This is a genomic window from Kitasatospora sp. NPDC051853, assembly GCF_044452665.1.
Classification (GTDB): Bacteria; Actinomycetota; Actinomycetes; order Streptomycetales; family Streptomycetaceae; genus Kitasatospora.
The window spans coordinates 97,316-120,461 of sequence record NZ_JBITBY010000015.1 but is presented as its reverse complement, the minus strand read 5'-3'; the positions used below and the strand labels follow the sequence as shown (position 1 = coordinate 120,461).

Genomic DNA, 23,146 nt, shown 5'->3' with positions numbered 1-23,146 from the left:
ACTCGTTGGTGTAACGGAGAGCCACCACGGCCCGACACGCCGCTACGCTCTCGTGCGTGAAGCAACTCGTGCGCCGCATCGGCCAGACCGTTGCCCTGACCCTGCCCGTGATCCTGGTGACCACCGGCACGCTCGCCGTCACCCGCGTCCCGTGGGCACCGCCCACCGGCCTCGACCAGCAGGTGGTCGCGGCCTCCAGCGGCGACGGCACCATCGGGCGCAGCGCGACCGCCGCGAACACCGACGGGATGTCCCCCAAGGAAGCCCTCCGCACCGACCTGATGACGGAGCTGCGCAACCACAACCCGGGCACCGCGCTCGACCTGCTGGAGCGCTCCATGCGGGAGAAGCCCGCGCTCACCCCGTACTGCACCGAGCTGGCCGCCGACCTCGGCCGGGCCGCCGTGCGCAAGTACCAGGGCGACGTGCAGCGGGCCCGCACCTTCGCCCGGCCGGTCTGCGACGGCTCCTTCGCCACCGGCGTGGTGGGCTGAGACCGTCCCGACCCTCCGGTCGCCGTACGGGGCGGAGGAGGCGTCATCCGCCGTGCCTGGGCCTATCGTTCAGTCATGACAGCTGACTCCGCCCCTCCCGCCCCGCACTCCCCCGCCGTGACGCAGGCCGTCATCCTGGCGGGCGGCCAGGGCTCCCGGCTCCGCCCCTACACCGACGACCGGCCCAAGCCGCTGGTCGAGATCCCGGGCACCGGCACCCCCATCGTCGGCCACCAGCTCGCCTGGCTCGCCGCCGAGGGGGTCACCGACGTGGTGATCTCCTGCGGCCACCTCGCCGAGGTCCTCCAGGACTGGCTCGACAAGACCGAACTCCCGGTCAGGGTCAGCACGGTGGTGGAGACCGAGCCGCTCGGCCGCGGCGGCGGGCTCAAGTACGCCGCGAAGGCGCTGCCCCGCCCGGACCAGCCCTGGTACGCCACCAACGGCGACATCTGGACCAGGTTCAGCCTGCGTGAGATGGCCGCCTTCCACCACGAGCGGGACGCCGTCGCGACGCTCGCGCTGGCCCGGCCGCGGATCCCCTGGGGCGCGGTGGAGACCGACCAGTTCGGCAACGTGCTCGACTTCATCGAGGCGCCGCCCTCGCCCTTCCTGATCAACGCCGGCCTGTACGTCTTCGCCCCCGGCTTCCAGGACCTGCTGCCGGACGTCGGCGACCACGAGCGCACCACGTTCCCGCAGTTGGCGCGCGGCAAGCGGCTGGCGGGGTACCAGCTGCCGCAGGGGTGCTACTGGCGGGCAATCGACACCGCGAAGGACCTGACGGAGGCGGCCAAGGAGCTTGCCGCGGCGTCCAACTGACGTCCCATCAGAGAACGGAAGCGGGGCGCGGGGGACTGACAGCGGTGCGACCCCCCACCACCACCTGTGGTGAGGGGTCGCGCCCGCGCGGCGGAGCCGCAGATGTCAGAGCCTCGCGCCCCTGCTGTGCGTCTTCCTCTACGCCTCCACCTGCTGCCGGTCCGGGCCGGGGCCCATGCCGAGGAGGGGGGCACCGAGGACGCCGCCGAGGATGCCGCCGCCCGTGGGGCTGGGCTTGGGGGCGGTGCCGGTGGAGCCGGTGGACGAGCCGCCGGTGGCTCCCCGGGTGCTGCCGGCCGGGGTGCTGCCGGCCTTGGTCGGGGACGGGGCGGTCGCCGGGGTCGGCGCGTGGGCCGGCTCGGACTTGCCGGTGGAGGCCTTGGGCTTGGGGGTGCCGCTCTTGTTGGCCGAGGGGGCGGCCGGGGACGGGGTGGGCTTGGAGGACGGCGGCGGGGCCACCGGCATCGGGGCGTTGGACGCGTCGTTGCCCGGCCACATCGGCGAACCGAAGTCCGTCGGCGGCTTGGCCGGCACCGGTCCGGTCCGTCCGCTGGTGCGGACCGCCGCGCCGAGCATCGACCCGATCAGCAGGGTCAGCCCGACCACCACGGCCGTCACCACGCCGCCGCGGCGCCAGATCCGGCGCCGGAGCGCGGCCGGGGCGGCGGCGCCGTAGCGGCGCCAGGCGTCCAGCGCGATCCGGCCGTCCAGCGAACCGAACGGCGCGCCGGCGATCAGCAGCGGGCTCCAGGCCACCAGGAAGATCAGGTCGGGGGTGTCGTAGACCGGCACCGCCCGCCAGCTGACGGTGAACAGGAGCGCGGCGGAGAGCAGCATCGCGGCACCGGCCGCGATCCGCTGCCAGAGGCCGAGCAGCGAGAGCACGCCGACCACGATCTGGGTGAACGCGACCGCCAGGCCCGCCCCGACCGGGTGGGCCATGGCGAAGTCCAGCAGCGGCTGGGCCACTCCCCACGGGTGCAGGGAGGAGAGCCAGCGCATCATCGAGCCGCGGTCGCCGCCGTCGAAGTACACCGGGTCGCAGAGCTTGCTGAAGCCCGCGTAGACCGAGAGCGAGCCGAGCACGATCCGCAGCGGCAGCAGCACCAGGCCCAGGTCGACCTTCCGGCCGGGGTACCAGGCGTGCTTGGAGTCCGCGCCGACCGCCGAGACCTCGGGCAGCTCGCCCGCCGGGGCCCAGTCCTGCCGGGGCCGGACGGCCGCCGGGACGGGGGCCGGGGCCGGGGCGCCGCGGTAGGTCTCCAGCTGCTCGGTGTCGTCCTCCCCGACCGGGCGGGCCGGGGCCGGCACGGTGTTGAGGCGGACGGCCTCCAGCAGCTGGGTGGCGGCCTGGTCACCGGGGGCCGCCTGGCCGGTCCAGGTGACGGCGGTGACCCGGCCCTTGCGCCGGGTGGCCGCGACGGAGCCGGCCAGCGCCGGCACCTGGGCACCGGCCACCACGACCTGCGGGGTGACCATCGGCCGGGGGGCGAAGCCCGGGGGCAGCCCGTTGCCGGAGGTGCCGTACGGGTCGCCGAAGGCGGCGCCGGGCGGGCCGTCGATCAGCGGGGCCACCGGGCCGGCGAGCCTGACCCTGAAGCTGGCCTGGGTACTGCTGAGCCTGGCCGGGTCGGACGGCACCTTGACCGTGTTGAGGCCGGGGCCGGCATCTATTCCCGCCATGCCGCCCGGGGCAGGGCGCCGAGGTGTTCTGGTGTCCACACCCGTCTAACCGGGTGACGGCCGGTTAGGACACTCTCCCGGGTGGATTCCTGACGGCAATTGAAGTGATCATGAGTAAACCGATCGGGCCTGGTCAGGCCCGATCGGTTTCCCGTTCCAAACGTACGACCAACCCGCCGGGTCAGCCCTTGGCGCGCATCCGGGCGGCCTCGTAGAGCACGATGCCCGCCGCGACACCGGCGTTCAGCGACTCGGTCAGACCGGACATCGGGATCCGGACCCGGATGTCACAGGTCTCCGAGACCAGACGGGACAGGCCCTTGCCCTCGCTGCCCGCGACGATCACGACCGGGCCGGCCAGCGCCTCCAGGTCGGCCACCTCGGCCTCGCCGTCGGCCGCCAGGCCGACCACCATCAGACCGGCCTTCTGGTACGCCTCCAGCGCGCGGGTCAGGTTGGTGGCGCGCGCCACGGGCAGGCGCGCCGCAGCGCCCGAGGAGGTCTTCCAGGCGCCCGCGGTCATCCCGGCGGCGCGCCGCTCGGGGATCACCACGCCGTGCGCCCCGAAGGCGGCGGCGGAGCGGACCACGGCGCCGAGGTTGCGCGAGTCGGTCACGCCGTCCAGGGCGATCACCAGCGCGTCCTCGCCGTTCTCGGCGGCGTCGGCCAGCAGGTCGTCCGGGTGCGCGTACTCGTACGGCGGGACCTGGAGCACCAGGCCCTGGTGGTTCATCCCGCCGGTCATCTGGTCCAGCTGCGGGCGCGGCGCCTCCATCAGCGGGACGCCCCGCTCGTTGGCGGCCTGGACGGCCTCGCGCACCCGGTCGTCCATGTCGATGAACTGCTGCACGTACAGCGCGTTGGCCGGCACGCCGCCCTGCAGCGCCTCGACCACCGAGTTCCGGCCGAAGACCAGCTCGGCGGAGCCGGCGCCACCACGGCCGCCACGGCCGCCGCCGCCGGAGCGGCGCATGCCGGCCCGCGACTTGGCGTCCATCTCGCGCTTGGTGGCGGCGTTCGCCTGCCGCTGCTTGACGTGGCCCTTGCGCGCCGAGGCCGGCGGGGTCGGGCCCTTGCCCTGGAGCGCCTTCCGGCTGTGGCCACCGGTGCCGACGGACGCGCCCTTCTTCGATCCGGGGTTGCGTCGGTTCCTGCGCTGGCTGTTGCCGGCCATGGCTGTACTTCCCTTGTCTGTCTCGCCCGCCCCGGCGACGGCCGTCGGCGGCGGGCTCTGCGTCGTGCGGATGGGCCGCACCGGTGAAGGTACGGCCCACCCGCGCCCCGAAGCGGGGCTACTTGTTGAGCGTCCAGCGCGAGCCGGTCGGACCGTCCTCGACGGACAGCCCGGCCTGCGCCAGCTGGTCGCGGATCGCGTCCGCGGTCGCGAAGTCCTTGCGGGCCCGGGCGGCCTGCCGCTGGTCCAGGACCAGGCTCACCAGCGAGTCGACCACCGGGCGGAGGTCGTCGCCCCGCTCGGCGGCGCCCCACATCTCGTCCAGCGGGTCGAGACCCAGCACACCGAGCATCGCACGGACCTCGGCGAGACGCGCCACCGCGTTCTCCTTGTCGTCCGCGGTCAGGGCGCTGTTGCCCTGGCGGACGGCGGTGTGCACCACGGCCAGCGCCTGCGGGACGCCCAGGTCGTCGTCCATCGCCTCGGCGAAGGCCAGCGGCACCTCGGGCGCCGCGTCCACCGGGCCGCAGGTCTCGACCGCGCGCTCGATGAAGTTCTCGATCCGGGCGAAGGCGGTCTCCGCCTCGCGCAGGGCCTCCTCGCTGTACTCGATCATCGAGCGGTAGTGCGGGGCGGCCAGGTAGTAGCGGAGCACGATCGGGCGCCAGGCCTGGACCATCTCGGAGACCAGCACCGAGTTCCCCAGCGACTTGGACATCTTCTCGCCGCTCATGGTGACCCAGGCGTTGTGCACCCAGAAGTTGGCGAAGTCGTCGCCGAAGGCCTTGGACTGGGCGATCTCGTTCTCGTGGTGCGGGAAGATCAGGTCCAGCCCGCCGCCGTGGATGTCGAAGGCGGTGCCCAGGTACTTGTGCGCCATGGCCGAGCACTCCAGGTGCCAGCCCGGGCGGCCGCGGCCCCAGGGGGTGTCCCAGCTGGGCTCGCCCTCCTTGGCCCGCTTCCACATCGCGAAGTCGCGCGGGTCGCGCTTGCCGGTCTCGCCCGCCGACTCGGGCTGCCGCAGGTTCTCCAACTCCTGGTTGGAGAGCTCCAGGTAGTCCGGGTAGGTGGTGACGGCGAAGTAGACGTTGCCGTCCGCCTCGTAGGCGTGGCCGCGCTCGATCAGGCCCTGCATCATCTCGATCATCTCGGGCACGTGGCCGGTGGCCCGCGGCTCGATCGAGGGCGGCAGGCAGCCCAGTGCGTCGTAACCCGCGCTGAACGCACGCTCGTTGACGGAGGCGACCTGCCACCACGGGACGCCCTGGGCCTGGCCCTTGGCGATCACCTTGTCGTCGATGTCGGTGACGTTGCGGACGAAGGTCACCTGGTAGCCGCGGTAGCCGAACCAACGGCGCATCACGTCGAAGTTCAGGCCGGACCGGATGTGCCCGATGTGCGGGGGCGCCTGGACGGTCGCGCCACACAGGTACATCGAGACACAGCCCGGTACAAGCGGGACGAAGTCGCGTACCTGGCGGGTGCTGGTGTCGTACAGGCGAAGGCTCACAGCGTCAAGCGTAGTGGGCGGTAGGGGGTGCCCCGCCACCTTTCCGCCATGCCCTCGTCGGATTCAGAGGTTTCCGACCGCCTTGCGCGCCGCCAGGCGGCACACCACCCGGACGTCCTCGGGCCCGTCGTAGCCGTAGTCCTCGCCCCGGTACTTGCGCGACAGCCGGTCGATCAGCTCCCGCCCGCCCTCACGGACCATCACCACCTCGCCCCGCAGTTCCAGGTAGGTGTACGGGTGGTCCGGCGGGTTGACCACCAGGCTGATCCGCGGGTCGCGGACCATGTTGAGGTGCTTGCGCCGTCCTTCCACGGTGGAGAACAGCACGTCGTCCCCGTCCCGCTCGACCCAGACCACCGAGGACTGCGGACTGCCGTCCGGCTGCACGGTGCTCACCACCGCGAAGGTCTTCCCGTCGAACAGCGCCCCGGCCCGTTCGGAGAGCTCTACCGCCATCGTGGTCCCTTTCCCTCGGTGTCCCCGGGGAACGGTACTGACCGGCGGGCGCGGCACGGGAGTTGAACACCCGTCAGCCATCCGAACGGACCAACGGACCGGCCCGCGGCGTCAACCCGCCCGGTACACCAGGGCGGTGGCGATCGCGGCCAGGCCCTCGGCCCGGCCGGTCAGCCCGAGCCCGTCGGTGGTGGTGCCGGAGACCGAGACCGGGGCGCCCACGGCGGCGGAGAGCGCCGCCTGGGCCTCCGCGCGCCGCCTGCCGATCTTCGGGCGGACGCCGATCACCTGGACCGCCACGTTCCCGATCTCGAAGCCCTCGGCCCGGACGATCCGGGCCGCCTCGGCCAGCAGCGTGACGCCCGAGGCGCCCGACCACTCGGGGCGGTCGGTGCCGAAGTGCGCACCCAGGTCGCCCACCCCGGCGGCGGAGAACAGCGCGTCGCAGGCCGCGTGCGCGGCCACGTCCGCGTCCGAGTGCCCGGCCAGGCCGTCGCCGGCCCCGGGCCACTCCAGGCCGGCCACCCAGAGCGGGCGCCCGGCCTCGAAGGCGTGCACGTCGGTGCCGATCCCGACCAGCGGGACCACGGGGGTGTCAGAAGCCATCGGAGGCCCTCCTGCGGGCGAGCACGGCCTCGGCGAGCACGAGGTCCAGCGGACGGGTGACCTTGAAGGCCTCTTCGTGGCCCGGGACGACCACCACGGTGCCGCCGAAGTGCTCGACCATCCCGGCGTCGTCGGTGACGGTGAGCTCCGGCTCGGCCAGCGCCCGCTCGTGCACCTCGGCCAGCAGCTCCCGGCGGAAACCCTGCGGGGTCTGCACCGCGCGCAGCGAGGAGCGGTCCGGGGTCTCCAGCACCGGCTCGGGCCGCCCGCCCGGCTGCGGCTCGACCCGCTTCACGGTGTCCGCCAGCGGCACCGCCGGCACCACCGCCCCGGCGCCGCCCTTCACGGCGGCCGCCACCGCGTCCACCACCTCGACCGGCACCAGCGGCCGGGCCGCGTCGTGCACCAGCACCACCGGGACGTCGGCCGGGATCGCGGCCAGCCCGAGCCGGACCGACTCCTGCCTGGTCGCCCCGCCGGCCACCACCCGGACGTCCTTGCCGTCCAGCCCGTGGCTGTCCAGCAGCCCGACCACCTCGGCCACGCCGTCCGGCGGCGCGGCCACCACCACCAGCCCGACCGCCCGGCTCCGGGCCAGCGCCCGGACGGCGTGCACCAGCAGGGGCACCCCCCCGAGCTCCCGCAGGGCCTTCGGGGCGCCGGGCCCCAGCCGCTCGCCCCGCCCTGCGGCGGGGACCACGGCCGCTGCGACTGCTGCCGTACCGTTCAGGGTTCGCTCCTTCGGCGCTGTGCTGCGTCCATGCCGTACTGCATTTATGTTTTGCGCCCGCGGCGCGGTGGGTATGGCCCCTGGCGAAGCCGAACGAGGCGCCCGGTCCCCTTCCGAAGCCGGCCCGCCGCCGCCCGGCCTCACACCGAGTGACCGGGGTGGCTCGTCCCCGGGTACGCCGAAGCGCCCGGGCTGCCGAGCCGCACCGGGGCCACGTTACGTGACCGCGATGAGTGCACCGACATCGGGCGCTTCGAACTGCGGTGGACCGCTTACGAGGCCAGGACCTCGTCGAGCAGCGTCTCCGCCTTGTCCTCGTTGGTGTTCTCCGCGAGCGCGAGCTCGCTGACCAGGATCTGGCGCGCCTTGGCGAGCATCCGCTTCTCGCCGGCCGACAGACCGCGCTCGCGCTCACGACGCCACAGGTCGCGGACGACCTCGGCAACCTTGATCACATCGCCGGAGGCGAGCTTCTCGAGGTTCGCCTTGTAGCGGCGCGACCAGTTGGTGGGCTCCTCCGTGTACGGGGCGCGGAGCACCTCGAACACCCGGTCCAGACCCTCCTGGCCGACGACGTCGCGGACGCCGACGAACTCCGCGTTCTCCGCGGGTACGCGCAGCGTCAAGTCTCCCTGCTGCACCTTCAGCACCAGGTAGGTCTTGTCCACACCTTTGATCTGGCGAATCTCGATGGCCTCGATGAGCGCGGCCCCGTGATGGGGGTAGACCACCGTGTCGCCAACCTTGAACGTCATGTGACAGGACCCCTTCCGTGGCTTACCAGAATAACACGGTTCGCCGTCCACCCGAAGGGCGTTTTCGCAGGTCAGGGCCGGTCTCGGGGCTTGACAAGGACCCCTTCGGCATGCTGCGACCCGTGTTCGACGGGGCCTTCCCGCAGGTCGGAGGTGGTCTGCACACCTGACGAAACCTCTGGCAACACTCCCGAAACCATGATTGGATCATGAGTTTTTGCCGTATACGCGTACGGGACGTGCTCACGGCACCCGACGGGGCGGTCGGAGCGCGACACGGGGCCACCCCGTGAGAACCGGATATGTGCGGTCGGTAATCTGACCCTGACCACCGATCAGATACCCAAGGAGATGCCGCCGCCGTGAGCCGCAGCCTTCGTCGCGGCGCGATCGCCGCCGTCGCCCTCGCCGCGATCCTCCCGCTGTCCGCCTGCGCCGCCGGGACCACCCCCGCGACGCTGCAGATCAAGCCGGACAACGCCTCGACCTCGATCGGGACCGCCCTCAAGCTCAACAACATCGTGGTGGTGACCGCGCCGGGCGCCAAGTCCGACCACGCCGGCCCGGCCAACGTCACCGTGAACATCAGCAACACCGGCTCCGCCCCGGAGGCCCTGCGGTCGGTGGAGCTGGCCGAGGGTGGTGCCGCCACCTTCGCCGACGCCAAGGGCGCCCCGCTGACCGAGATCGTCATCCCGGCGGGCGGCTCCGTCCTGCTCGGCGGCGAGGGCCAGCCGGTCGCCAAGGTCGCCTCCGCCAAGGTGGAGATCGGCGGCAACGCCAAGGTCTCCTTCGGCTTCGGCACCGCCGGCAAGGTCGAGACCGAGGCCCAGGTGCACACCGGCGAGGGCATGTACCGGGGCTACGGCCCGGTCGCCACCGCGTCGAAGCCCGCCGCCGCCCCGTCCGGCAGCGCCTCGCCGTCGGCCTCGCCCTCCGCGTCGGCCTCCGCCTCGGCCGGTGCCTCCCCGAGCGGCTCGGCCTCGCCGTCCGGCTCGGCCAGCTCCACCGCCAGTGCCTCGCACTGACGCCCCGTCAGCACGGCCGAAGGCCCCCGCTCGGATCGAGCGGGGGCCTTCGGGCATGTGCGGGGCGGGTGCCGGTGCGGCTTACGGCTCGAACTTGTAGCCGAGGCCTCGGACCGTGACCAGGTAGCGCGGGGCGCCCGGGTCCGGCTCGATCTTGGCGCGCAGGCGCTTCACGTGGACGTCCAGGGTCTTGGTGTCACCGACGTAGTCGGCGCCCCAGACCCGGTCGATCAGCTGCATGCGGGTGAGCACCCGGCCCGCGTTGCGCAGCAGCATCTCCAGCAGGTCGAACTCCTTGAGCGGCAGGTCGACCTTGGCACCGTCCACCGTCACCACGTGGCGGTCGACGTCCATCCGGACCGGGCCGGCCTCCAGCGCGCCGGGGCCGTTCTCGACGGTGCCGTCGGCCTCGCCGCGGCGGCGCAGCACCGCGCGGATGCGGGCCACCAGCTCGCGGGTGGAGTAGGGCTTGGTGACGTAGTCGTCGGCACCTATCTCCAGGCCGACGACCTTGTCGATCTCGCTGTCCTTGGCGGTGACCATGATCACCGGGACGTTGGAGCGGACCCGCAGCTGGCGGCAGACCTCGGTGCCGGGGAGACCGGGGAGCATCAGGTCGAGCAGTACCAGGTCGGCGCCGTTGCGTTCGAACTGCTCCAGCGCGTCGGGGCCGGTGGCGGCGATGGCCACCTCGAAGCCCTCCTTGCGGAGCATGTACGAGAGGGCGTCGCTGAACGACTCCTCGTCCTCGACCACCAGTACACGGGTCACGAGCGGGCCTCCGGGGCAGGAAGGGGGTTGGGGGTGTGCGTGCTGTTCTGCTGTTCCTCGACCGGGGGTTTCCCGGCGGGGAGCCTGACGGTGAAGGTGGAACCCTGGCCCTCGACGCTCCACACGGAGACGGTCCCGCCGTGCGAGGCCGCCACGTGCTTGACGATGGAGAGGCCGAGACCGGTTCCGCCGGTGGCCCGGGAGCGGGCCGGGTCGACGCGGTAGAACCGCTCGAAGATCCGCTCGCGGTCCGTCTCGGAGATGCCGATGCCCTGGTCGGTCACCGAGATCTCGATCAGTTCGCCGTCCGCCTCACCGAGGGCGGCGGCGCTGGAGATGCGCCGGGTGGCGATGGCCACCCGGGTGCGGGGCGGGCTGTAGTTGACCGCGTTCTCGACCAGGTTGCCGAGCGCGGCGGCCAGCTGGCCGCGGTTGCCGTGCAGGTAGAGGCCGCCGATGCCGCCGGCCGCGATGTGGATCTGCTTGGCGGCGGCGGGCTGGCGGCAGCGGTCGATCGCCTCGGCGATCAGGGTGTCCACCGCGACCGGCTCCGGGTCGACCAGCAGCTGGTCGTCCTGGACCCGGGAGAGGTCGATGATCTCCTGCACCAGGCTGGCCAGGCGGGTGGCCTCGATCTGCATCCGGCCGGCGAAGCGCTGCACCGCCTCCGGGTCGTCGGAGGCGTCCGCGACGGCCTCCGAGAGCAGCGAGAGGGCGCCGACCGGGGTCTTCAGTTCGTGCGAGACGTTGGCCACGAAGTCGCGGCGGACCGCCTCGATCCGGCGGCGCTCGGTCCGGTCCTCGACCAGCACCAGCACCAGCCGGGAGCCGAGCGGGGCGACCCGGACGGAGACCGCGAGCGGCTCGGTCGGCCGGGCCACGCCCGGCTTGGGCACCTCCAGCTCGACCTGGCGGATCTCGCCGTCGCGGCGGGTCGCGCGGGCCAGCGAGAGCATCTGCTCGACCGCCACCGCGCCGCCGCGCACCAGGCCCATCGCGTAGGCGGCGGAGCTGGCCTTGACCACCTCGTCGCCCTCGCCCAGCACGATCGCGCAGGAGCGGAGCACCGAGAGCACGGTGTCCACACCCGGGGGGAGCCCTGATTCCTGGGCGGGGAGCCCGCCCGATCCGTTCTTCCCGCCGCCGTTGCCCGCGCGGGCCTGCTCCCGCTCGCTCCAGCGGAAGGCGATGGCGGCCGTGAGACCGACCCCGAGCCCGGCTATGGCGCAGGCTGCGGCAGCGGCCACATTCACGTCCATGTGGCCAGCGTAAGCGCATCCCGACGGCGCTCCCCACGGGTGCGATCAAGGGATCGGCCGCGCGTCACCGAGAATTCACCTTCACGCTCCCGGTGGTTCACCACACCGGCCGTGCGTGGTCGCCCGAACGGCCCAGGGTGAGTTGCACAGCCCGTGCGGGCGGTGGCGGCACTACGATGCGGCCACCAGCAGCGGCCGTTCCGATCTTCCTACGGTACGGCCGGTCGGCACCGCCACCGACACAGCTACTGAGGAGAGCAGCAATGCGCGACGCGTACCACGAGGAACTCGACTCGATCAGCGACCAGCTGGTCGAGATGGCCCGGCTGGTCGGTTCGGCCATGGGGCGGGCCACCACCGCGCTGCTGGACGCCGACCTGGCGCTGGCGGAGAGCGTGATCGCCGCCGATGACAAGATCAACGCCCTGCACCACGACCTGGAGAACCGGGCCATCGACCTGCTGGCCCGTCAGCAGCCCGTCGCCACCGACCTGCGGATCGTGGTCACCTCGCTGCGGATGAGCTCCGACCTGGAGCGCTGCGGCGACCTGGCCCGGCACGTGGCCAAGGTGGCCCGGCTGCGCTACCCCGAGACCGCCGTCCCGAACGACCTGCACTCGATCGTGCTGGAGATGGGGCAACTCGCCCAGCGGCTGGTGGCCAAGGCCGGTCTGGTGATCGCCACCAAGGACGTGGACAAGGCGCTGGAGCTGGAGCAGGACGACGACGCGATCGACGCGCTGCACCGCGAGCTCTTCTCGCACCTGCTGGACGACCGCTGGCAGCACGGCATCGAGACCGCGGTGGACGTCACCCTGGTCGGCCGCTACTACGAGCGCTTCGCGGACCACGCCGTCTCGGTGGCCAAGCGCGTGGTCTTCCTGGTGACCGGCGAGCACGCGGGCGACTTCGTGCCCGCCGTCGAGGCCGGGGCCGAGGCCGCCGTCGAGGCCGGGGCCTAAACGCCTCGGGGGCGGTGCGGGGGCGCACGGGAGGCTGATCTCCCCGCCCCCGCGCGCCCGTTGACGGCTCGTCACCGGGGGGGCTTCACTCGTGGAGGGGCACACCGCCGTGTGCACCCGCGGTGCCCTGCCGAGGAGGCCCAGCGCGATGAAGGCGACCACTGCCCCCGACACCCAGCCGCCGAGCTCCGTCACTCCGACGGCCGCGAAGCTGCTGCCCGTGCTCTCCGCCACCTGCGGCTGCGGCCCGGGCTGCGGCTGCGGCTGCCAGTCCGGTGCGCCCTGCCAGTGCGGCGGCGCCAGCGGTGGCTGCTGCGGCGGCCACTGACCACGTACCACCGTCGCACCGGGCCCGTCGGCCGGGCGCCCCTGACCTGCCGGGGCGCCCGGCCGACGTACGTTCCGGCCCTGATGGACCGTCAGAACTGCAGGTCGACGCAGGAGTAGAACGCGTTGGCCGTGTCGGAGATGTCCCAGACGGCGAGCAGCACGTGGTGGCCGGTCAGGCCCGCCGGGAGCGGGACGCTGTGGGTCACGGTGCTCGGCGGCTGCTGGTTGTTGCCGGGCACGGTGAGCAGCGGGGTGAGGTTGAGGTTGCTCCGGGTGAGCGCGGTGGCCGCGTTGTAGCCGGGCTTGGTCAGGAAGTACTTGTACGAGGCGGTGGCGTGCCGGGCGGTGAACTTCCAGGAGAAGTTCTGCCGGCTGCCGGCGGTGACCTTGGTGGTCGGCCAGGCGCCGTTGCGCGGGTCGTCGAGCTGGGCGAAGCGGCTGTTGCCGCCGGCGCAGAGCCGGCCGTCGGCCGGGCCGGAGCCCGGGAAGCCCTTCGGGCCCTCGACGCTCTGCGGCTCCCAGCGGATGTCGCCGCAGTTGGTGACGGTGCCCGCGGCACAGAGCGCGGCCCGGCTGGGCGGGCCGGTGACGTAGCCGTGGGAGTAGGCCGGCAGGGCGGTCGCGACCGGTACCGCGACGGCCGCCACGAGGGCGCCGACCAGATGACGCTTGCGCATGGTGCTCCTTCCGACTCGGCTCCGGGCAGGCCGGAGCGAGCTGTGGGGGTGGATGGAGTACAGGGGAGGCCCGCCGGGTCCGTGGGGGGATCTTGGCGTGCCCGTGCCACTGGTCCATACCATAGGAGCGCGTCAGATGGCCGTCAATGGTCTGAACCACCGTGATACGAAGGCGAGTTGACGCACCACAGGCCCCACCCGTGGGACGGGTGAGGCCTGTGGGAGCGGTGGTCCGGAGCTACTTCACGGTGAGCGTGCTGCTCTCGGTCCGGCCGGAGGAGACCACCTTGCCGGTCACCTGCAGGTCGCCGGTCGCGGTCGCGGTGTACTTCGGCAGCCGCAGCACCGCCGAGCCGCCCGAACAGGCGGCCGTGCCCAGCGAGCCGCGCTGGCCGCCCTTGCTCCAGCCGAACTCCAGCTGGTCACCGGCGGCGCAGCCGTTGTAGGTGACCGTCAGGGCACCGCCGTTGGTGAGCACCATCGGCGAGAGGCTGAGGCTGCTGGCCGCCTGGGTGCTGTGGGTCTTGCTCTTCTTCTTCTTTTTCTTGCCGCTCGAACCGCACGCCGCCAGCGACAGCACCAGCAGCACGACGAGCGCGCCCACCATGGACTTCTTGACCATCGGTCCCCCCGTAGTCGTTCTCCGGAAGGCAGAAGGATAACGGCCCCCTCCCACACGAGAGGGGGCCGTCGGGGGTCCGGGGCAGGACCTTTACTTCATGCTTACTTCTTGCCCTGGTTCTTGACCGCCTCGATGGCGGCCGCCGCGGCCTCGGCGTCCAGGTAGCGGCCGCCCTTGGTGAGCGGCTTGAAGTCGGCGTCGAGCTCGTAGACCAGCGGGATGCCGGTCGGGATGTTGAGGCCGGCGATGTCCTCGTCGGAGATGCCGTCGAGGTGCTTCACCAGGGCGCGCAGGCTGTTGCCGTGCGCGGTGACCAGGACGGTCTTGCCGGCCGCCAGGTCGGGGACGATGGCGTCGTACCAGTACGGGAGCATCCGGTCGACGACGTCCTTGAGGCACTCGGTGCGCGGACGCAGCTCGCTCGGGATGTCGGCGTAGCGGGCGTCACCGGCCTGCGAGTACTCGGAGTCGTCGGCCAGGACCGGCGGCGGGGTGTCGTACGAGCGGCGCCACAGCTGGAACTGCTCCTCGCCGAACTCGGCCAGGGTCTGGGCCTTGTCCTTGCCCTGGAGGGCGCCGTAGTGACGCTCGTTCAGCCGCCAGCTGCGGCTGACCGGGATCCAGTGGCGGTCGGCCTTGTCGAGGGCGATCTGCGAGGTGCGGATCGCGCGGCGCAGCAGGGAGGTGTGCAGCACGTCGGGGAAGAAGCCCTCGGCGGCGAGCAGCTCGCCACCGCGCGCGGCCTCCTTCTCGCCCTTCTCGTTGAGGTCGACGTCGACCCACCCGGTGAAGAGGTTCTTCTGGTTCCACTGGCTCTCGCCGTGACGGAGCAGGATCAGTCGGTAGGTCGTGTCAGCCATGGGGGTCAGCTTAATCGAGCCGGATAACGGCTAGCCGGGACCAAGGTCCACCGGTAATGTGCGCGGTGCAGAAGAGCCACTTACACCACCGCCCAGCGGTCACTCCGGTCCGCCCGGGCACCGCTGAGCGGTGCCGCACGCCGCCCGGGAGCCCCCACATGCCCGCCCTGCACCGCCTCGTCGTCTCGCTCTCCGAGACGAGTCGTGGACTACCCCGTCAGTTCTGGTGGCTCTGGACGGCCACCCTGGTGAACAAGCTCGGCGGGTTCGTCGTGCCGTTCCTGTCCCTCTACTTGACAGTGGAGCGCGGTTGGTCGGCCGCCTACGCGGGCCTGGTCGCCTCGCTCTTCGGGCTCGGCTCGGCCATCGCGGCGGTCGGCGGCGGCGTGCTCACCGACCGGATCGGACGGCGCCCCACCCTGCTCGCCGCCCAGCTCGGCACCGCCGTCTCGGTGGCCGTGCTCGGCTTCACCGACGGGCCGGTGGCGATCGCGGCGGTGGTCTTCCTGGTCGGCCTCACCAGCAACGCCTCCCGCCCCGCCATCTCGGCGATCATCGCCGACGTGGTCCCCGCCGCCGACCGCGGCCGGGCGTACGCGCTGAACTACTGGGCGATCAACATCGGCTTCGGCGCCTCCGCCGCGGTGGCCGGCCTGATCGCCGCCCACGGCTACCTGACCCTCTTCCTGCTGGACGCGCTGAGCACGCTGCTCTGCGCGGTGGTGGTCTTCGTCAAGGTGCCGGAGAGCCGGCCGGCCGCTGCGGTCAGCGGGCCGGCCGTGCCCGAGGTGGGTCTCGGACGGGTCTTCCGGGACGGGCGGTTCATGGCGGTCTTCGGGGTGAACCTGCTGCTCGCCCTGGTCGCCCAGCAGGGCTCCACCACGCTGGCCGTGGACATGGGGCGGGCAGGCGTTCCGGCCTCCCAGTACGGCCTGGTGATCAGCCTCAACGGCATCCTGATCGTGCTGCTCCAACTCCCGCTCACCCGGCTGATGGAGGGCCGCAGCCGCACCGGCCTGCTGGTCGCCAGCGCGCTGCTGATCGGCTGGGGCTTCGGGCTCACCATGTTCGCCGGCTCCTCGGCCTGGTTCTTCGCCCTCACCGTGGTGATCTGGACCATCGGCGAGATCGTCAACGCCCCGACCATGATGGCCCTGGTCGCCGAACTGGCCCCGGCCGAGGCCCGCGGGCGCTACCAGGGCGTGTACTCGCTCTCCTGGTCGCTGGCGATGTTCCTCGGCCCGGCCGGCGGCGCGCTGCTGCTGGAGTACGGCGGCGGGGTCGCGGCCTGGGGCGCCTGCGCGCTGCTCGGCAGCGCGGCGGCGGCGGGCTTCCTGCTGCTCGGCCGCCGCACGGCCGCGCCGGCCCCGGTGGAGGAGCCGGCCCGGGCGCTGGTCTAGCCCTGCTCCGCGACGGGGGCGGCGAGGTGGGTGAAGGCCTCCAGGTTGCGGGTGGACTCGCCGCGCTTGGTGCGCCACTCCCACTCGCGCCGGATCGCGGTGGCGAAGCCGAGTTCGAGCAGGGTGTTGAAGGGCTCGTCGGCGGCGCCGAGCACGGTGCCGAGCAGCCGGTCCACCACGTCCGGGGTGAGCGCCTCCAGCGGCAGGCGGCCCGCCAGGTAGACGTCGCCGAGCGCGTCGATCGCGTACGCGACGCCGAACAGCCGGGTGTTCCGCTCCAGCAGCCAGCGGTAGACCGCCTCGTGGTTCTCGTCCGGGCGGCGGATCACGAAGGCGTTCACCGAGAGGGTGTGGTCGCCGACCCGCAGGGCGCACGGGGTGGCCAGCTTGCGCGTGCCGGGCAGCGTCGCGACCAGCGTGAACGGGTCGGTCGCGGCGGGCTCCCAGGCCACGCCCGCCTCGTCCAGGGCGGTGCGGAGCAGGGCCAGGGCGTCGTCCTTGGTGGGGGTTGCCATGGGGCAGACGTTACTCGGGGGTATGCCACGGGCGCCGCCTGACTCCCCGTCACGGCGTGACGCGGGGTGGGCGGGGACCGGCGGGGCGGCCGGTCAGGCCAGGCGGAGGCCCGCGAGCAGGGCGGTGGAGTGCTGCATGGCGGCGGCGTACACCTCCGCGGTACGGGCGGCCGCGCGGTCCCAGCCGAAGGCGGCGGCGTGGGAGGCGGCAGCCAGGCCCTGACGGTGCACCAGCTCACGGTCCGTCACGTACGGGCGGAGCGCGCGGGCCCAGTCCTCCGGCTCGTGGCCGGGGACCAGGGTGCCCGTCCGGCCGCCCTCGACCGCGACCGGGAGGCCGCCGACCGCGGCGGCGACCACCGGAGTGCCGCAGGCCTGGGCCTCCAGGGCGACCAGGCCGAAGGACTCGCTGTAGGAGGGCATCACCAGGGCGGTGGCGGCCCGGTACCACTCGGCGAGCTGCTGCTGGCCGACCGGCGGGTGGAAGCGGACCACGTCCGATATGCCCAGCTGGGCGGCGAGCTTCTGCAGGCTCTCCGGCTTGGCCAGCCCGGTGCCGGACGGCCCGCCGACCACCGGCACGACCAGCCGCCGGCGCAGCTCCGGCTCGCGCTCCAGCAGCACCGCGACCGCCCGCAGCAGCACGTCCGGCGCCTTGAGCGGCTGTATCCGGCCGGCGAACAGCAGCACCGCCGCGTCCTGCGGCAGCCCGAGGCGGGCCCGGGCGGCGGCGCGGGCGTCCGGCGCCGGGCCGGGGCGGAAGACGTCGAGGTTGACGCCCGGGTGGACCACGGCGAGCTGGTCCGGGCGGGCCGCGTAGTGGAAGGCCAGCTCCTCGGCCTCCTCCGCCGTGTTGGCGATCAGCCGGTCGGCGGCCTCGACCACCTGGCTCTCGCCGATCTCCCGGGCGGCCGGCTCGGGGGTGTCCCCCTCGGCCAGCGCCGCGTTCTTGACCTTGGCCATGGTGTGCATGGTGTGCACCAGCGGCACGCCCCAGCGCTGGGCGGCCAGCCAGCCGACCTGGCCGGAGAGCCAGTAGTGCGAGTGGACCAGGTCGTAGTGGCCGGGGCGGTGGCCCGCCTCGGTGCGCAGCACCGCGTGGGTGAAGGCGCAGAGCTGGGCCGGCAGGTCCTCCTTGACCAGCCCCTCGTACGGGCCCGCCGTGACGTGCCGGACCAGCACGCCGGGAGCCAGCTCCACGGTGGGGGCGTCGTCCGAGCTGATCGCCCGGGTGAAGACCTCGACCTCGATGTCGAGGGCGGCGAGGCGCTTGGCCAGCTCGACGATGTAGACGTTCATCCCGCCGGCGTCGCCGGTGCCCGGCTGGTGCAGGGGGGAGGTGTGGACGCTGAGCATGGCGATCCGGTGCGGGCGGCGACGGCCGACCAGGCCCTGCAGGCGCCCGCGGGTGGGCGGGAGCAGGGGGGAACGTCGCGCAACCGTGCGGGCGGGGTGCTTGGTCACCTGGCTGAGCCTCCTCGTCGCTCCCCTGGGCACCGCGCTCCGGCCCGTGGGCATTCGTCCAAGGGGACAACCACGTCTATGTCACGTCGCATTCCCGTTCGCCGGAACGAAAGTGGTCACGCGGGGGGACGGCAGGACGGGCAACCGGCTGACGTGCCCCGATCCCACGCCGGGCCGCCTTCCGGCACTCGCGCAGTTCCCCGCGCTCCGGGGTGACCACGGACGTCCCGCGCCCCCGGGCCACTGCCTGGCGGGCGCCGATAAGCTGCCTGCATGGTCGCGCCGTCCGTTCCGCACAGTTCTCCCGCCCGTGGCCGGGGGGACCGGCCCGAGGGGACGGTGACGCGGGGGACGACGGGGACCAACCGGCTGCGGCGGATGGACCGGTGGATCGCCCACGCGCTGGGCCCGGCGCTGCGCTCGGCCGAGCGGCCGCCGACCGCCGTGGACCTCGGGTACGGGGCGGCGCCGTGGACCGCGGTGGAGCTGTCGGCCCGGCTGCGCGCGGTGCGGCCGGACGTCCGGACGGTGGGCGTCGAGATCGAGCCGGAGCGGGTGGCGGCGGCGCTGCCGTACGCCGAGCCGCCGCTGCTGACCTTCCGGCGGGGCGGGTTCGAGGTGCCGCTGGACGGCGGGGAGGGCGCGCTGCTGATCCGGGTGGCCAACGTGCTGCGGCAGTACGAGGAGGCCGCCGTCGGCCCGGTCTGGGAGCGGCTGTGCGGGCGGCTGGCACCGGGCGGGCTGCTGGTGGAGGGGACCTGCGACGAGATCGGCCGACGGCACGTCTGGGTGGCGCTCGGGCCGGAGGGGCCCCGGACGGTGACCTTCGCGGCCCGGCTGACCGGGCTGGACCGGCCCTCCGAGCTGGCCGAGCGGCTGCCGAAGGCGCTGATCCACCACAACGTGCCGGGCCGCCCGGTGCACGCCTTCCTGACCGACCTCGACCGGGCCTGGTCGGCCGCCGCCCCGTACGGCGCGTTCGGCGCCCGACAGCGGTGGATCGCCACCTGCCGCTCGGTGTCCGGCAGTTGGCCGGTGGTGGACGCACGGGGCCGGTGGCGGCAGGGCGAGCTCACGGTGGAGTGGTCCGCGCTGGCCCCGTGACGGCGCGGCGGCGGCGCGGCGGCGGCGCGGGGCCGGCGGTGCGGGGCCGGCGGTGCGGGGCCGGTACCTGACGGAGTCTCAGCCGGTCTCGTCCAGGGCGTTCCGGTAGGCCTCGTGGGCCTCCGGGCCGAAGAGCACGAAGCGCACCTCGGTCATCTCCGGGTGCTCCGCGACCGCCTCCCGCACCGCCCGGACGGCGATCCGCGCGGCGTCCGCGAGCGGCCAGCGGTAGACGCCGGTGGAGATGGCCGGGAAGGCCACCGTCCGGGCGCCGAGGCCGGCCGCCACGCGGAGCGACTCGCGGTGGCAGGAGGCGAGCAGTTCGGCCCGCGCCGCGTGGTCCTCGGGCAGGTGGACGGGCCCGACGGTGTGCACCACCCAGCGGGCCGGGAGGCGGCCGGCGGTGGTGGCCACGGCCTGCCCGGTGGGCAGGCCGCGACCGTACTTCGAGGCGCGCAGGGCGCGGCACTCGGCCAGGATCTCCGGCCCGCCGCGGCGGTGCACCGCCCCGTCCACGCCGCCCCCGCCGAGGAGCGAACTGTTGGCGGCGTTGACCACCACGTCCACTTCCTGCGCCGTGATGTCACCCTCCACCGACGTGATGCGCGTCACCGTTCCCGTCCTCCCGTGAGTACCTCACCGGTCCATACCAGAATCGTTCCGCCCGAGGCCAGCGCATTCTCCCGGTGGCGTGGTGATAGCCACAGAGCCGCCCGTCAGCCGGAGGAAAGGGCTCCGGCCGCGTTATGGTCGCGGGAGCTCTCCGACACCCGGTGCCATCCGGGCACCGCACGGCTGGCCCAGCCGTTGCGCTGTCGGGGAAAGGGAGGACCGACCAATGCCCGCAACGGGAGACGGGCGGGGGCCAGCCGCCCCGTACCGGCCGGGCGCCGTCGCCGAGCCGCAGTCGCCGCCGCAGGGCGGGCGCGCGGAGAAGCGGACGGCCGGCCGGGCCTCGGCCGTGCCCGCTGCCACCGCCGTGCCCTCCTCTGCCGCCGCCGCGCTGCCGATACCGCACCCCCGGGCCAACGGCACCGAGCAGCCGTTCCGGCTGCTGGTGATCGAGAACGACTACACCGACGCGGCCTTCCTGGAACAGCTGGTCGCCGACTCCGGCGCCGCGATCGAGCTGCACTGGGCGCAGGGCGTGCCCTCCGCCGCCGACCGGCTGGGCCGCGCGGCGGGCCAGGGGCGGCGGCTGGCGGGGCGCTCCCGCGAGGTGGAGTTCAGCTGCGTGCTGCTGGACCTCGCCGACCCGGCCGACCAGACCGGCCCGCTCCAGGGCCTGGACGGCCTGCACGAACTGCTCCGCCGGGCCCCGCAGACGGCGGTGGTGGTGCTCACCGACGCCGCCGGGGCCGAGCTCGGCGCGGCGGCGGTGGCCGCCGGGGCGCAGGACTTCCTGATCCGCCACCAGACCGACGGGCCGCTGCTGGCCCGGGCCCTGCGGTACGCGGTCGAGCGCCGCCGGGCCGACGAGTCGCAGCGCCGCCTGGTCGAGGCCGAGCTGCGCGGCCAGGAGAACGCCCGCCTCCAGCGCCACCTGCTGCCCACCCCGCTGCTGGACGGCGCCGGGCTCTCCTTCACCCGCCGCTACCGCCCCGGCCGCAGCCGGGCGCTGCTCGGCGGCGACTTCTACGACGCCGTCCGAACCGACGACGGCACCGTGCACGTGGTGATCGGCGACGTCTGCGGGCACGGCCCGGACGAGGCCGCGCTCGGTGTCGCGCTGCGGATCGCCTGGCGTTCGCTGGTCTTCGCCGGGCTGACCGGGCAGGCCCTGCTCACCACCCTCCAGCACGTGCTGGAGCACGAGCGCCGCAGCGACGAGATCTTCGCGACGCTCTGCCTGCTGGTGCTCTCCCCGCCCTCCGCCGAGGGCCCGACGGCCGGCGACGAACAGGCCCGGATGTACCTCGCCGGACACCCCGCCCCGCTGCTGCTGAGCCGGGACGGCGAACCCCGCCTGCTCCCCGCCGACCAGGCCGGGCCGGCCCTCGGGCTGCTGCACTGCGACGACCCCGGCGCCAGCTGGCCCACCCAGGAGCTGACGCTCCGTCCGGGCTGGAGCCTGCTGCTGTACACCGACGGGCTGATCGAGGGCCGGATCGGTGCCGGTTCGCGGCGGCTCGGCCAGGACGGGCTGATCGGCCTGATCGCGGACCACCAGGCGGGCGGGCTGACCCGCGGGCGGCTGGTGGACAGCGCCATCGCCGAGGTGGAGGAGCTGAACGGCGGGGCGCTCGCGGACGACGTCGCGGTGCTGCTGCTGGAGCGTCAGCCGGTGCCGCTCATCATGGGCTGAGCCCGCTCCGGACGTGCGGGAGGGCGGGCCTTCCGGCCCGCCCTCCGCTGCTTCGGTGACCCGTCGTCACCAGGGCCCGTACGGGCCGTTGTTGCTCTTGTTGCTGTTGCCGCGGCCGTCCGTCAGCTGCTTGATCGCGGGGCGGACGTCCACCACGTAGACGATCGAGGCGACCAGGCCGATCAGCGTCAGCGGGCTGAACACCGAGGCGCCCAGCAGCAGGTCGAGCGCGAGCGCCGCACCGGTCAGGGCCAGCCAGAACGGCTTGGTCTTCTTGTCCGCCGCCCGGTAGGCGTCCTCGCGTCTGGTCACCGCGTCCACGAAGGCGAACAGCTTGAACCCGATCATCGCGACCGACAGCCACCACTCCGGGCTCAGGAACTGCAAGCTCAGGATGTACGCCACCGCTGCCGCCTCCTCCTCAGTGTGATCCGGGCACTACCGCCGCCCATGGTGGCACGACCGGGCGGCCGTACCGGGAACAACGAGCCACACAGCCCGGATGTGCCCGGTTCGGACCCGCTTCGCACCTCTCGGTGCACGACCTCACTCGGCGTCGGCCGGTGCGGCCTTCGGCTTGCGAGCGCGGGGCGCGCGCTTGGGGGCCTCGGCGACGGGTGCGTCCGCCTCCGGCTCCGGCTCCGGCTCCAGGTCGAGCACCACGGGCTCGGTCTCCACCAGCTCGGCCTCGACGGTCTCCTGCGGCTCCGCGGTCCGCTCGGCGGCGGTGCCCGGCTGGTTCTTCTCCACCACGGTGCGGCCGCGGACGGCCAGCTCGTCGTAGGCCTCCTTGGCCTTGACCGCCAACTCCAGTGCCAGGCCCACCTGCTGGAGCGCCAGGCCCTGCACCTTCTCCTGAATGCCCTTCAGGTTGGACGGCAGCCCGGTGACGGTCTCGGTCACCTTCGCCTGCGCCCCGACCAGCTTGGCCCCGGCCTCCTGGAGCGCGGCGGTGGCCTTCTCCTGCGCACCCCGGCGGTCGGCGGCCAGCGCCTCGACCTTGCCCGGCACCTCGCGCAGCTTCTCGTACGCCAGGTCGCCCGCGCCCGCGAGGGCGTACAGCGGGGTCGGGTCGCTCAGGGTCTTCTTGATCTCGTCGCCGATCGGCATGGCCCGTCGTCCTCTCATCCGTCGACAGTCCGGCGGCCGGCCTGTCCCTCTGCTGCTTCCGCTGCCGCGGCGGGCTGCTCCTGGTTCTCCTTCAGGAACGCCTCGTACACCGCCAGCAGGGCCTGCTTCTGCCGCTCGCTGAGCTGCTGGTCCGCCAGCACCGCGGCCCGCAGCCCGGGCCCCTCCCCCGGCTCGGCCTGCGGCCGCTCCTCGAGGATGCCGGCCTGCACGTACAGGGTCTCCGCCGAGATCCGCAGCGCCTTGGCGATCTGCTGCAGGATCTCCGCGCTCGGCTTCCGCAGCCCGCGCTCGATCTGACTCAGGTACGGGTTGGACACCCCTGCGGCGTCGGCGAGTTGGCGCAGCGAGTACTGCGCGTTCCGCCGCTGCTCGCGGATGTACTCCCCGAGCGAGCCCACGTTCAGTGAAGCCATGCCAGCAGTCTGCACACCCGTGCTTGCAATTGCAAGCAGAGTGCTAGCGCGAGCACGCACGGATAGCGTTCCGGG

26 protein-coding genes are annotated in these 23,146 nt (G+C 73.4%); 8 read left to right on the top strand and 18 right to left on the bottom strand.

Annotated elements, in window-relative coordinates; all coding sequences use genetic code 11:
* The first annotated feature begins 56 nt into the window (after positions 1–56).
* Both ACIA8O_RS34520 and ACIA8O_RS34515 read left to right on the top strand, forming a co-directional pair.
* Positions 57–494: a hypothetical protein gene (locus tag ACIA8O_RS34520; protein ID WP_345290927.1), complete on the top strand. Its 438-nt coding sequence runs from the start codon at positions 57–59 to the stop codon at positions 492–494.
* Between the two features lie 75 nt (positions 495–569).
* A complete protein-coding gene (locus ACIA8O_RS34515; protein WP_396297977.1) occupies positions 570–1,316 on the top strand; it encodes an NDP-sugar synthase in 747 nt (248 codons plus the stop codon).
* Between the two features lie 138 nt (positions 1,317–1,454).
* Here the strand turns inward: ACIA8O_RS34515 and ACIA8O_RS34510 are convergent, their stop codons facing one another.
* The 7 genes from ACIA8O_RS34510 to ACIA8O_RS34480 all read right to left on the bottom strand — a co-directional run bounded on the left by ACIA8O_RS34510 (position 1,455) and on the right by ACIA8O_RS34480 (position 8,230).
* Positions 1,455–2,999, bottom strand: coding sequence for a DoxX family protein (locus ACIA8O_RS34510; RefSeq protein WP_396297976.1), 1,545 nt, complete (start codon positions 2,997–2,999; stop codon positions 1,455–1,457).
* Positions 3,000–3,180: 181 nt separating this feature from the next.
* Positions 3,181–4,173 (bottom strand): 23S rRNA (guanosine(2251)-2'-O)-methyltransferase RlmB, encoded by a 993-nt coding sequence (gene rlmB / locus ACIA8O_RS34505; protein WP_396297975.1) that lies wholly within the window; start codon positions 4,171–4,173, stop codon positions 3,181–3,183.
* 118 nt (positions 4,174–4,291) lie between these two features.
* Complete coding sequence (cysS, locus tag ACIA8O_RS34500) at positions 4,292–5,683, bottom strand: cysteine--tRNA ligase (RefSeq protein WP_396297974.1); 1,392 nt, start codon at positions 5,681–5,683, stop codon at positions 4,292–4,294.
* 63 nt (positions 5,684–5,746) lie between these two features.
* Positions 5,747–6,139, bottom strand: a complete 393-nt coding sequence (locus ACIA8O_RS34495) for a PPOX class F420-dependent oxidoreductase (RefSeq protein ID WP_396297973.1) — start codon at positions 6,137–6,139, stop codon at positions 5,747–5,749.
* Positions 6,140–6,250: 111 nt separating this feature from the next.
* Entirely contained in the window at positions 6,251–6,745 is a 495-nt protein-coding gene (ispF, locus tag ACIA8O_RS34490; RefSeq protein ID WP_396297972.1) for a 2-C-methyl-D-erythritol 2,4-cyclodiphosphate synthase, read from the bottom strand.
* Positions 6,735–7,445: a 2-C-methyl-D-erythritol 4-phosphate cytidylyltransferase gene (gene ispD, locus ACIA8O_RS34485; RefSeq protein ID WP_396297971.1), complete on the bottom strand. Its 711-nt coding sequence runs from the start codon at positions 7,443–7,445 to the stop codon at positions 6,735–6,737. The genes ispF and ispD overlap by 11 nt, the downstream gene beginning before the upstream one ends.
* Positions 7,446–7,747: 302 nt before the next feature.
* Positions 7,748–8,230: a CarD family transcriptional regulator gene (locus ACIA8O_RS34480; RefSeq protein WP_030244332.1), complete on the bottom strand. Its 483-nt coding sequence runs from the start codon at positions 8,228–8,230 to the stop codon at positions 7,748–7,750.
* 362 nt (positions 8,231–8,592) lie between these two features.
* Between ACIA8O_RS34480 and ACIA8O_RS34475 the strand changes: the two genes are divergently transcribed.
* Complete coding sequence (locus ACIA8O_RS34475; protein WP_396297970.1) at positions 8,593–9,258, top strand: DUF461 domain-containing protein; 666 nt, start codon at positions 8,593–8,595, stop codon at positions 9,256–9,258.
* Positions 9,259–9,339: 81 nt separating this feature from the next.
* Here ACIA8O_RS34475 and ACIA8O_RS34470 read toward each other — a convergent pair whose 3' ends face one another.
* Both ACIA8O_RS34470 and ACIA8O_RS34465 read right to left on the bottom strand, forming a co-directional pair.
* Entirely contained in the window at positions 9,340–10,029 is a 690-nt protein-coding gene (locus tag ACIA8O_RS34470; protein ID WP_345290935.1) for a response regulator transcription factor, read from the bottom strand.
* Complete coding sequence (locus tag ACIA8O_RS34465; protein ID WP_396297969.1) at positions 10,026–11,288, bottom strand: sensor histidine kinase; 1,263 nt, start codon at positions 11,286–11,288, stop codon at positions 10,026–10,028. The genes ACIA8O_RS34470 and ACIA8O_RS34465 overlap by 4 nt, the downstream gene beginning before the upstream one ends.
* Positions 11,289–11,551: 263 nt before the next feature.
* Between ACIA8O_RS34465 and phoU the strand changes: the two genes are divergently transcribed.
* Positions 11,552–12,250, top strand: a complete 699-nt coding sequence (gene phoU, locus ACIA8O_RS34460; protein WP_396297968.1) for a phosphate signaling complex protein PhoU — start codon at positions 11,552–11,554, stop codon at positions 12,248–12,250.
* 148 nt (positions 12,251–12,398) lie between these two features.
* Positions 12,399–12,578, top strand: a complete 180-nt coding sequence (locus tag ACIA8O_RS34455) for a hypothetical protein (RefSeq protein WP_396297967.1) — start codon at positions 12,399–12,401, stop codon at positions 12,576–12,578.
* A gap of 91 nt (positions 12,579–12,669) precedes the next feature.
* Here the strand turns inward: ACIA8O_RS34455 and ACIA8O_RS34450 are convergent, their stop codons facing one another.
* The 3 genes from ACIA8O_RS34450 to ACIA8O_RS34440 all read right to left on the bottom strand — a co-directional run bounded on the left by ACIA8O_RS34450 (position 12,670) and on the right by ACIA8O_RS34440 (position 14,739).
* Positions 12,670–13,257, bottom strand: coding sequence for a lytic polysaccharide monooxygenase (locus ACIA8O_RS34450; protein WP_396297966.1), 588 nt, complete (start codon positions 13,255–13,257; stop codon positions 12,670–12,672).
* Between the two features lie 238 nt (positions 13,258–13,495).
* Entirely contained in the window at positions 13,496–13,879 is a 384-nt protein-coding gene (locus ACIA8O_RS34445; RefSeq protein WP_396297965.1) for a hypothetical protein, read from the bottom strand.
* 101 nt (positions 13,880–13,980) lie between these two features.
* Positions 13,981–14,739, bottom strand: coding sequence for a phosphoglyceromutase (locus ACIA8O_RS34440; RefSeq protein ID WP_396297964.1), 759 nt, complete (start codon positions 14,737–14,739; stop codon positions 13,981–13,983).
* A 158-nt stretch (positions 14,740–14,897) separates the two neighbouring features.
* Between ACIA8O_RS34440 and ACIA8O_RS34435 the strand changes: the two genes are divergently transcribed.
* The gene (locus ACIA8O_RS34435; protein WP_396297963.1) at positions 14,898–16,139 is read left to right on the top strand and encodes an MDR family MFS transporter; all 1,242 of its coding nucleotides are present in this window, start codon (positions 14,898–14,900) and stop codon (positions 16,137–16,139) included.
* On the opposite strand, the gene ACIA8O_RS34430 is transcribed toward ACIA8O_RS34435, so the two are convergent.
* Complete coding sequence (locus tag ACIA8O_RS34430; protein WP_396297962.1) at positions 16,136–16,654, bottom strand: YbjN domain-containing protein; 519 nt, start codon at positions 16,652–16,654, stop codon at positions 16,136–16,138. The two genes, ACIA8O_RS34435 and ACIA8O_RS34430, sit on opposite strands and share 4 nt — an antisense overlap.
* A 93-nt stretch (positions 16,655–16,747) precedes the next feature.
* The gene (mshA, locus tag ACIA8O_RS34425) at positions 16,748–18,118 is read right to left on the bottom strand and encodes a D-inositol-3-phosphate glycosyltransferase (RefSeq protein ID WP_396297961.1); all 1,371 of its coding nucleotides are present in this window, start codon (positions 18,116–18,118) and stop codon (positions 16,748–16,750) included.
* Positions 18,119–18,391: 273 nt separating this feature from the next.
* Here mshA and ACIA8O_RS34420 point away from each other — a divergent pair, with 273 nt between their 5' ends.
* A complete protein-coding gene (locus tag ACIA8O_RS34420) occupies positions 18,392–19,222 on the top strand; it encodes a class I SAM-dependent methyltransferase (RefSeq protein ID WP_396297960.1) in 831 nt (276 codons plus the stop codon).
* Positions 19,223–19,300: 78 nt separating this feature from the next.
* Here the strand turns inward: ACIA8O_RS34420 and ACIA8O_RS34415 are convergent, their stop codons facing one another.
* Positions 19,301–19,834, bottom strand: a complete 534-nt coding sequence (locus ACIA8O_RS34415; protein WP_396297959.1) for an O-acetyl-ADP-ribose deacetylase — start codon at positions 19,832–19,834, stop codon at positions 19,301–19,303.
* A 226-nt stretch (positions 19,835–20,060) separates the two neighbouring features.
* Between ACIA8O_RS34415 and ACIA8O_RS34410 the strand changes: the two genes are divergently transcribed.
* A complete protein-coding gene (locus ACIA8O_RS34410; RefSeq protein WP_396297958.1) occupies positions 20,061–21,527 on the top strand; it encodes a PP2C family protein-serine/threonine phosphatase in 1,467 nt (488 codons plus the stop codon).
* A gap of 66 nt (positions 21,528–21,593) precedes the next feature.
* Here ACIA8O_RS34410 and ACIA8O_RS34405 read toward each other — a convergent pair whose 3' ends face one another.
* From ACIA8O_RS34405 to ACIA8O_RS34395, 3 genes are all read right to left on the bottom strand, one after another.
* The gene (locus ACIA8O_RS34405) at positions 21,594–21,923 is read right to left on the bottom strand and encodes a DUF2516 family protein (RefSeq protein WP_396298095.1); all 330 of its coding nucleotides are present in this window, start codon (positions 21,921–21,923) and stop codon (positions 21,594–21,596) included.
* Positions 21,924–22,073: 150 nt separating this feature from the next.
* Complete coding sequence (locus tag ACIA8O_RS34400; protein ID WP_396297957.1) at positions 22,074–22,637, bottom strand: hypothetical protein; 564 nt, start codon at positions 22,635–22,637, stop codon at positions 22,074–22,076.
* Positions 22,638–22,651: 14 nt separating this feature from the next.
* Complete coding sequence (locus ACIA8O_RS34395; RefSeq protein ID WP_396297956.1) at positions 22,652–23,071, bottom strand: helix-turn-helix domain-containing protein; 420 nt, start codon at positions 23,069–23,071, stop codon at positions 22,652–22,654.
* Positions 23,072–23,146 lie beyond the last annotated feature (75 nt).

Excerpts from the sequence above, each read along its gene's own strand:
- ACIA8O_RS34440 (WP_396297964.1), bottom strand. The coding sequence starts at position 14,739 with ATGGCTGACACGACCTACCGACTGATCCTGCTCCGTCACGGCGAGAGC.
- ispF (WP_396297972.1), bottom strand. The coding sequence starts at position 6,745 with ATGGCTTCTGACACCCCCGTGGTCCCGCTGGTCGGGATCGGCACCGAC.
- ACIA8O_RS34455 (WP_396297967.1), top strand. The coding sequence starts at position 12,399 with ATGAAGGCGACCACTGCCCCCGACACCCAGCCGCCGAGCTCCGTCACT.
- ACIA8O_RS34510 (WP_396297976.1), bottom strand. The coding sequence starts at position 2,999 with ATGGCGGGAATAGATGCCGGCCCCGGCCTCAACACGGTCAAGGTGCCG.
- ACIA8O_RS34465 (WP_396297969.1), bottom strand. The coding sequence starts at position 11,288 with ATGGACGTGAATGTGGCCGCTGCCGCAGCCTGCGCCATAGCCGGGCTC.
- ACIA8O_RS34410 (WP_396297958.1), top strand. The coding sequence starts at position 20,061 with ATGCCCGCAACGGGAGACGGGCGGGGGCCAGCCGCCCCGTACCGGCCG.
- ACIA8O_RS34395 (WP_396297956.1), bottom strand. The coding sequence starts at position 23,071 with ATGGCTTCACTGAACGTGGGCTCGCTCGGGGAGTACATCCGCGAGCAG.
- ACIA8O_RS34450 (WP_396297966.1), bottom strand. The coding sequence starts at position 13,257 with ATGCGCAAGCGTCATCTGGTCGGCGCCCTCGTGGCGGCCGTCGCGGTA.
- ACIA8O_RS34480 (WP_030244332.1), bottom strand. The coding sequence starts at position 8,230 with ATGACGTTCAAGGTTGGCGACACGGTGGTCTACCCCCATCACGGGGCC.
- ACIA8O_RS34400 (WP_396297957.1), bottom strand. The coding sequence starts at position 22,637 with ATGCCGATCGGCGACGAGATCAAGAAGACCCTGAGCGACCCGACCCCG.
- ACIA8O_RS34445 (WP_396297965.1), bottom strand. The coding sequence starts at position 13,879 with ATGGTCAAGAAGTCCATGGTGGGCGCGCTCGTCGTGCTGCTGGTGCTG.
- rlmB (WP_396297975.1), bottom strand. The coding sequence starts at position 4,173 with ATGGCCGGCAACAGCCAGCGCAGGAACCGACGCAACCCCGGATCGAAG.
- ACIA8O_RS34515 (WP_396297977.1), top strand. The coding sequence starts at position 570 with ATGACAGCTGACTCCGCCCCTCCCGCCCCGCACTCCCCCGCCGTGACG.
- ACIA8O_RS34435 (WP_396297963.1), top strand. The coding sequence starts at position 14,898 with ATGCCCGCCCTGCACCGCCTCGTCGTCTCGCTCTCCGAGACGAGTCGT.
- ACIA8O_RS34420 (WP_396297960.1), top strand. The coding sequence starts at position 18,392 with ATGGTCGCGCCGTCCGTTCCGCACAGTTCTCCCGCCCGTGGCCGGGGG.
- phoU (WP_396297968.1), top strand. The coding sequence starts at position 11,552 with ATGCGCGACGCGTACCACGAGGAACTCGACTCGATCAGCGACCAGCTG.
- ACIA8O_RS34430 (WP_396297962.1), bottom strand. The coding sequence starts at position 16,654 with ATGGCAACCCCCACCAAGGACGACGCCCTGGCCCTGCTCCGCACCGCC.
- ACIA8O_RS34495 (WP_396297973.1), bottom strand. The coding sequence starts at position 6,139 with ATGGCGGTAGAGCTCTCCGAACGGGCCGGGGCGCTGTTCGACGGGAAG.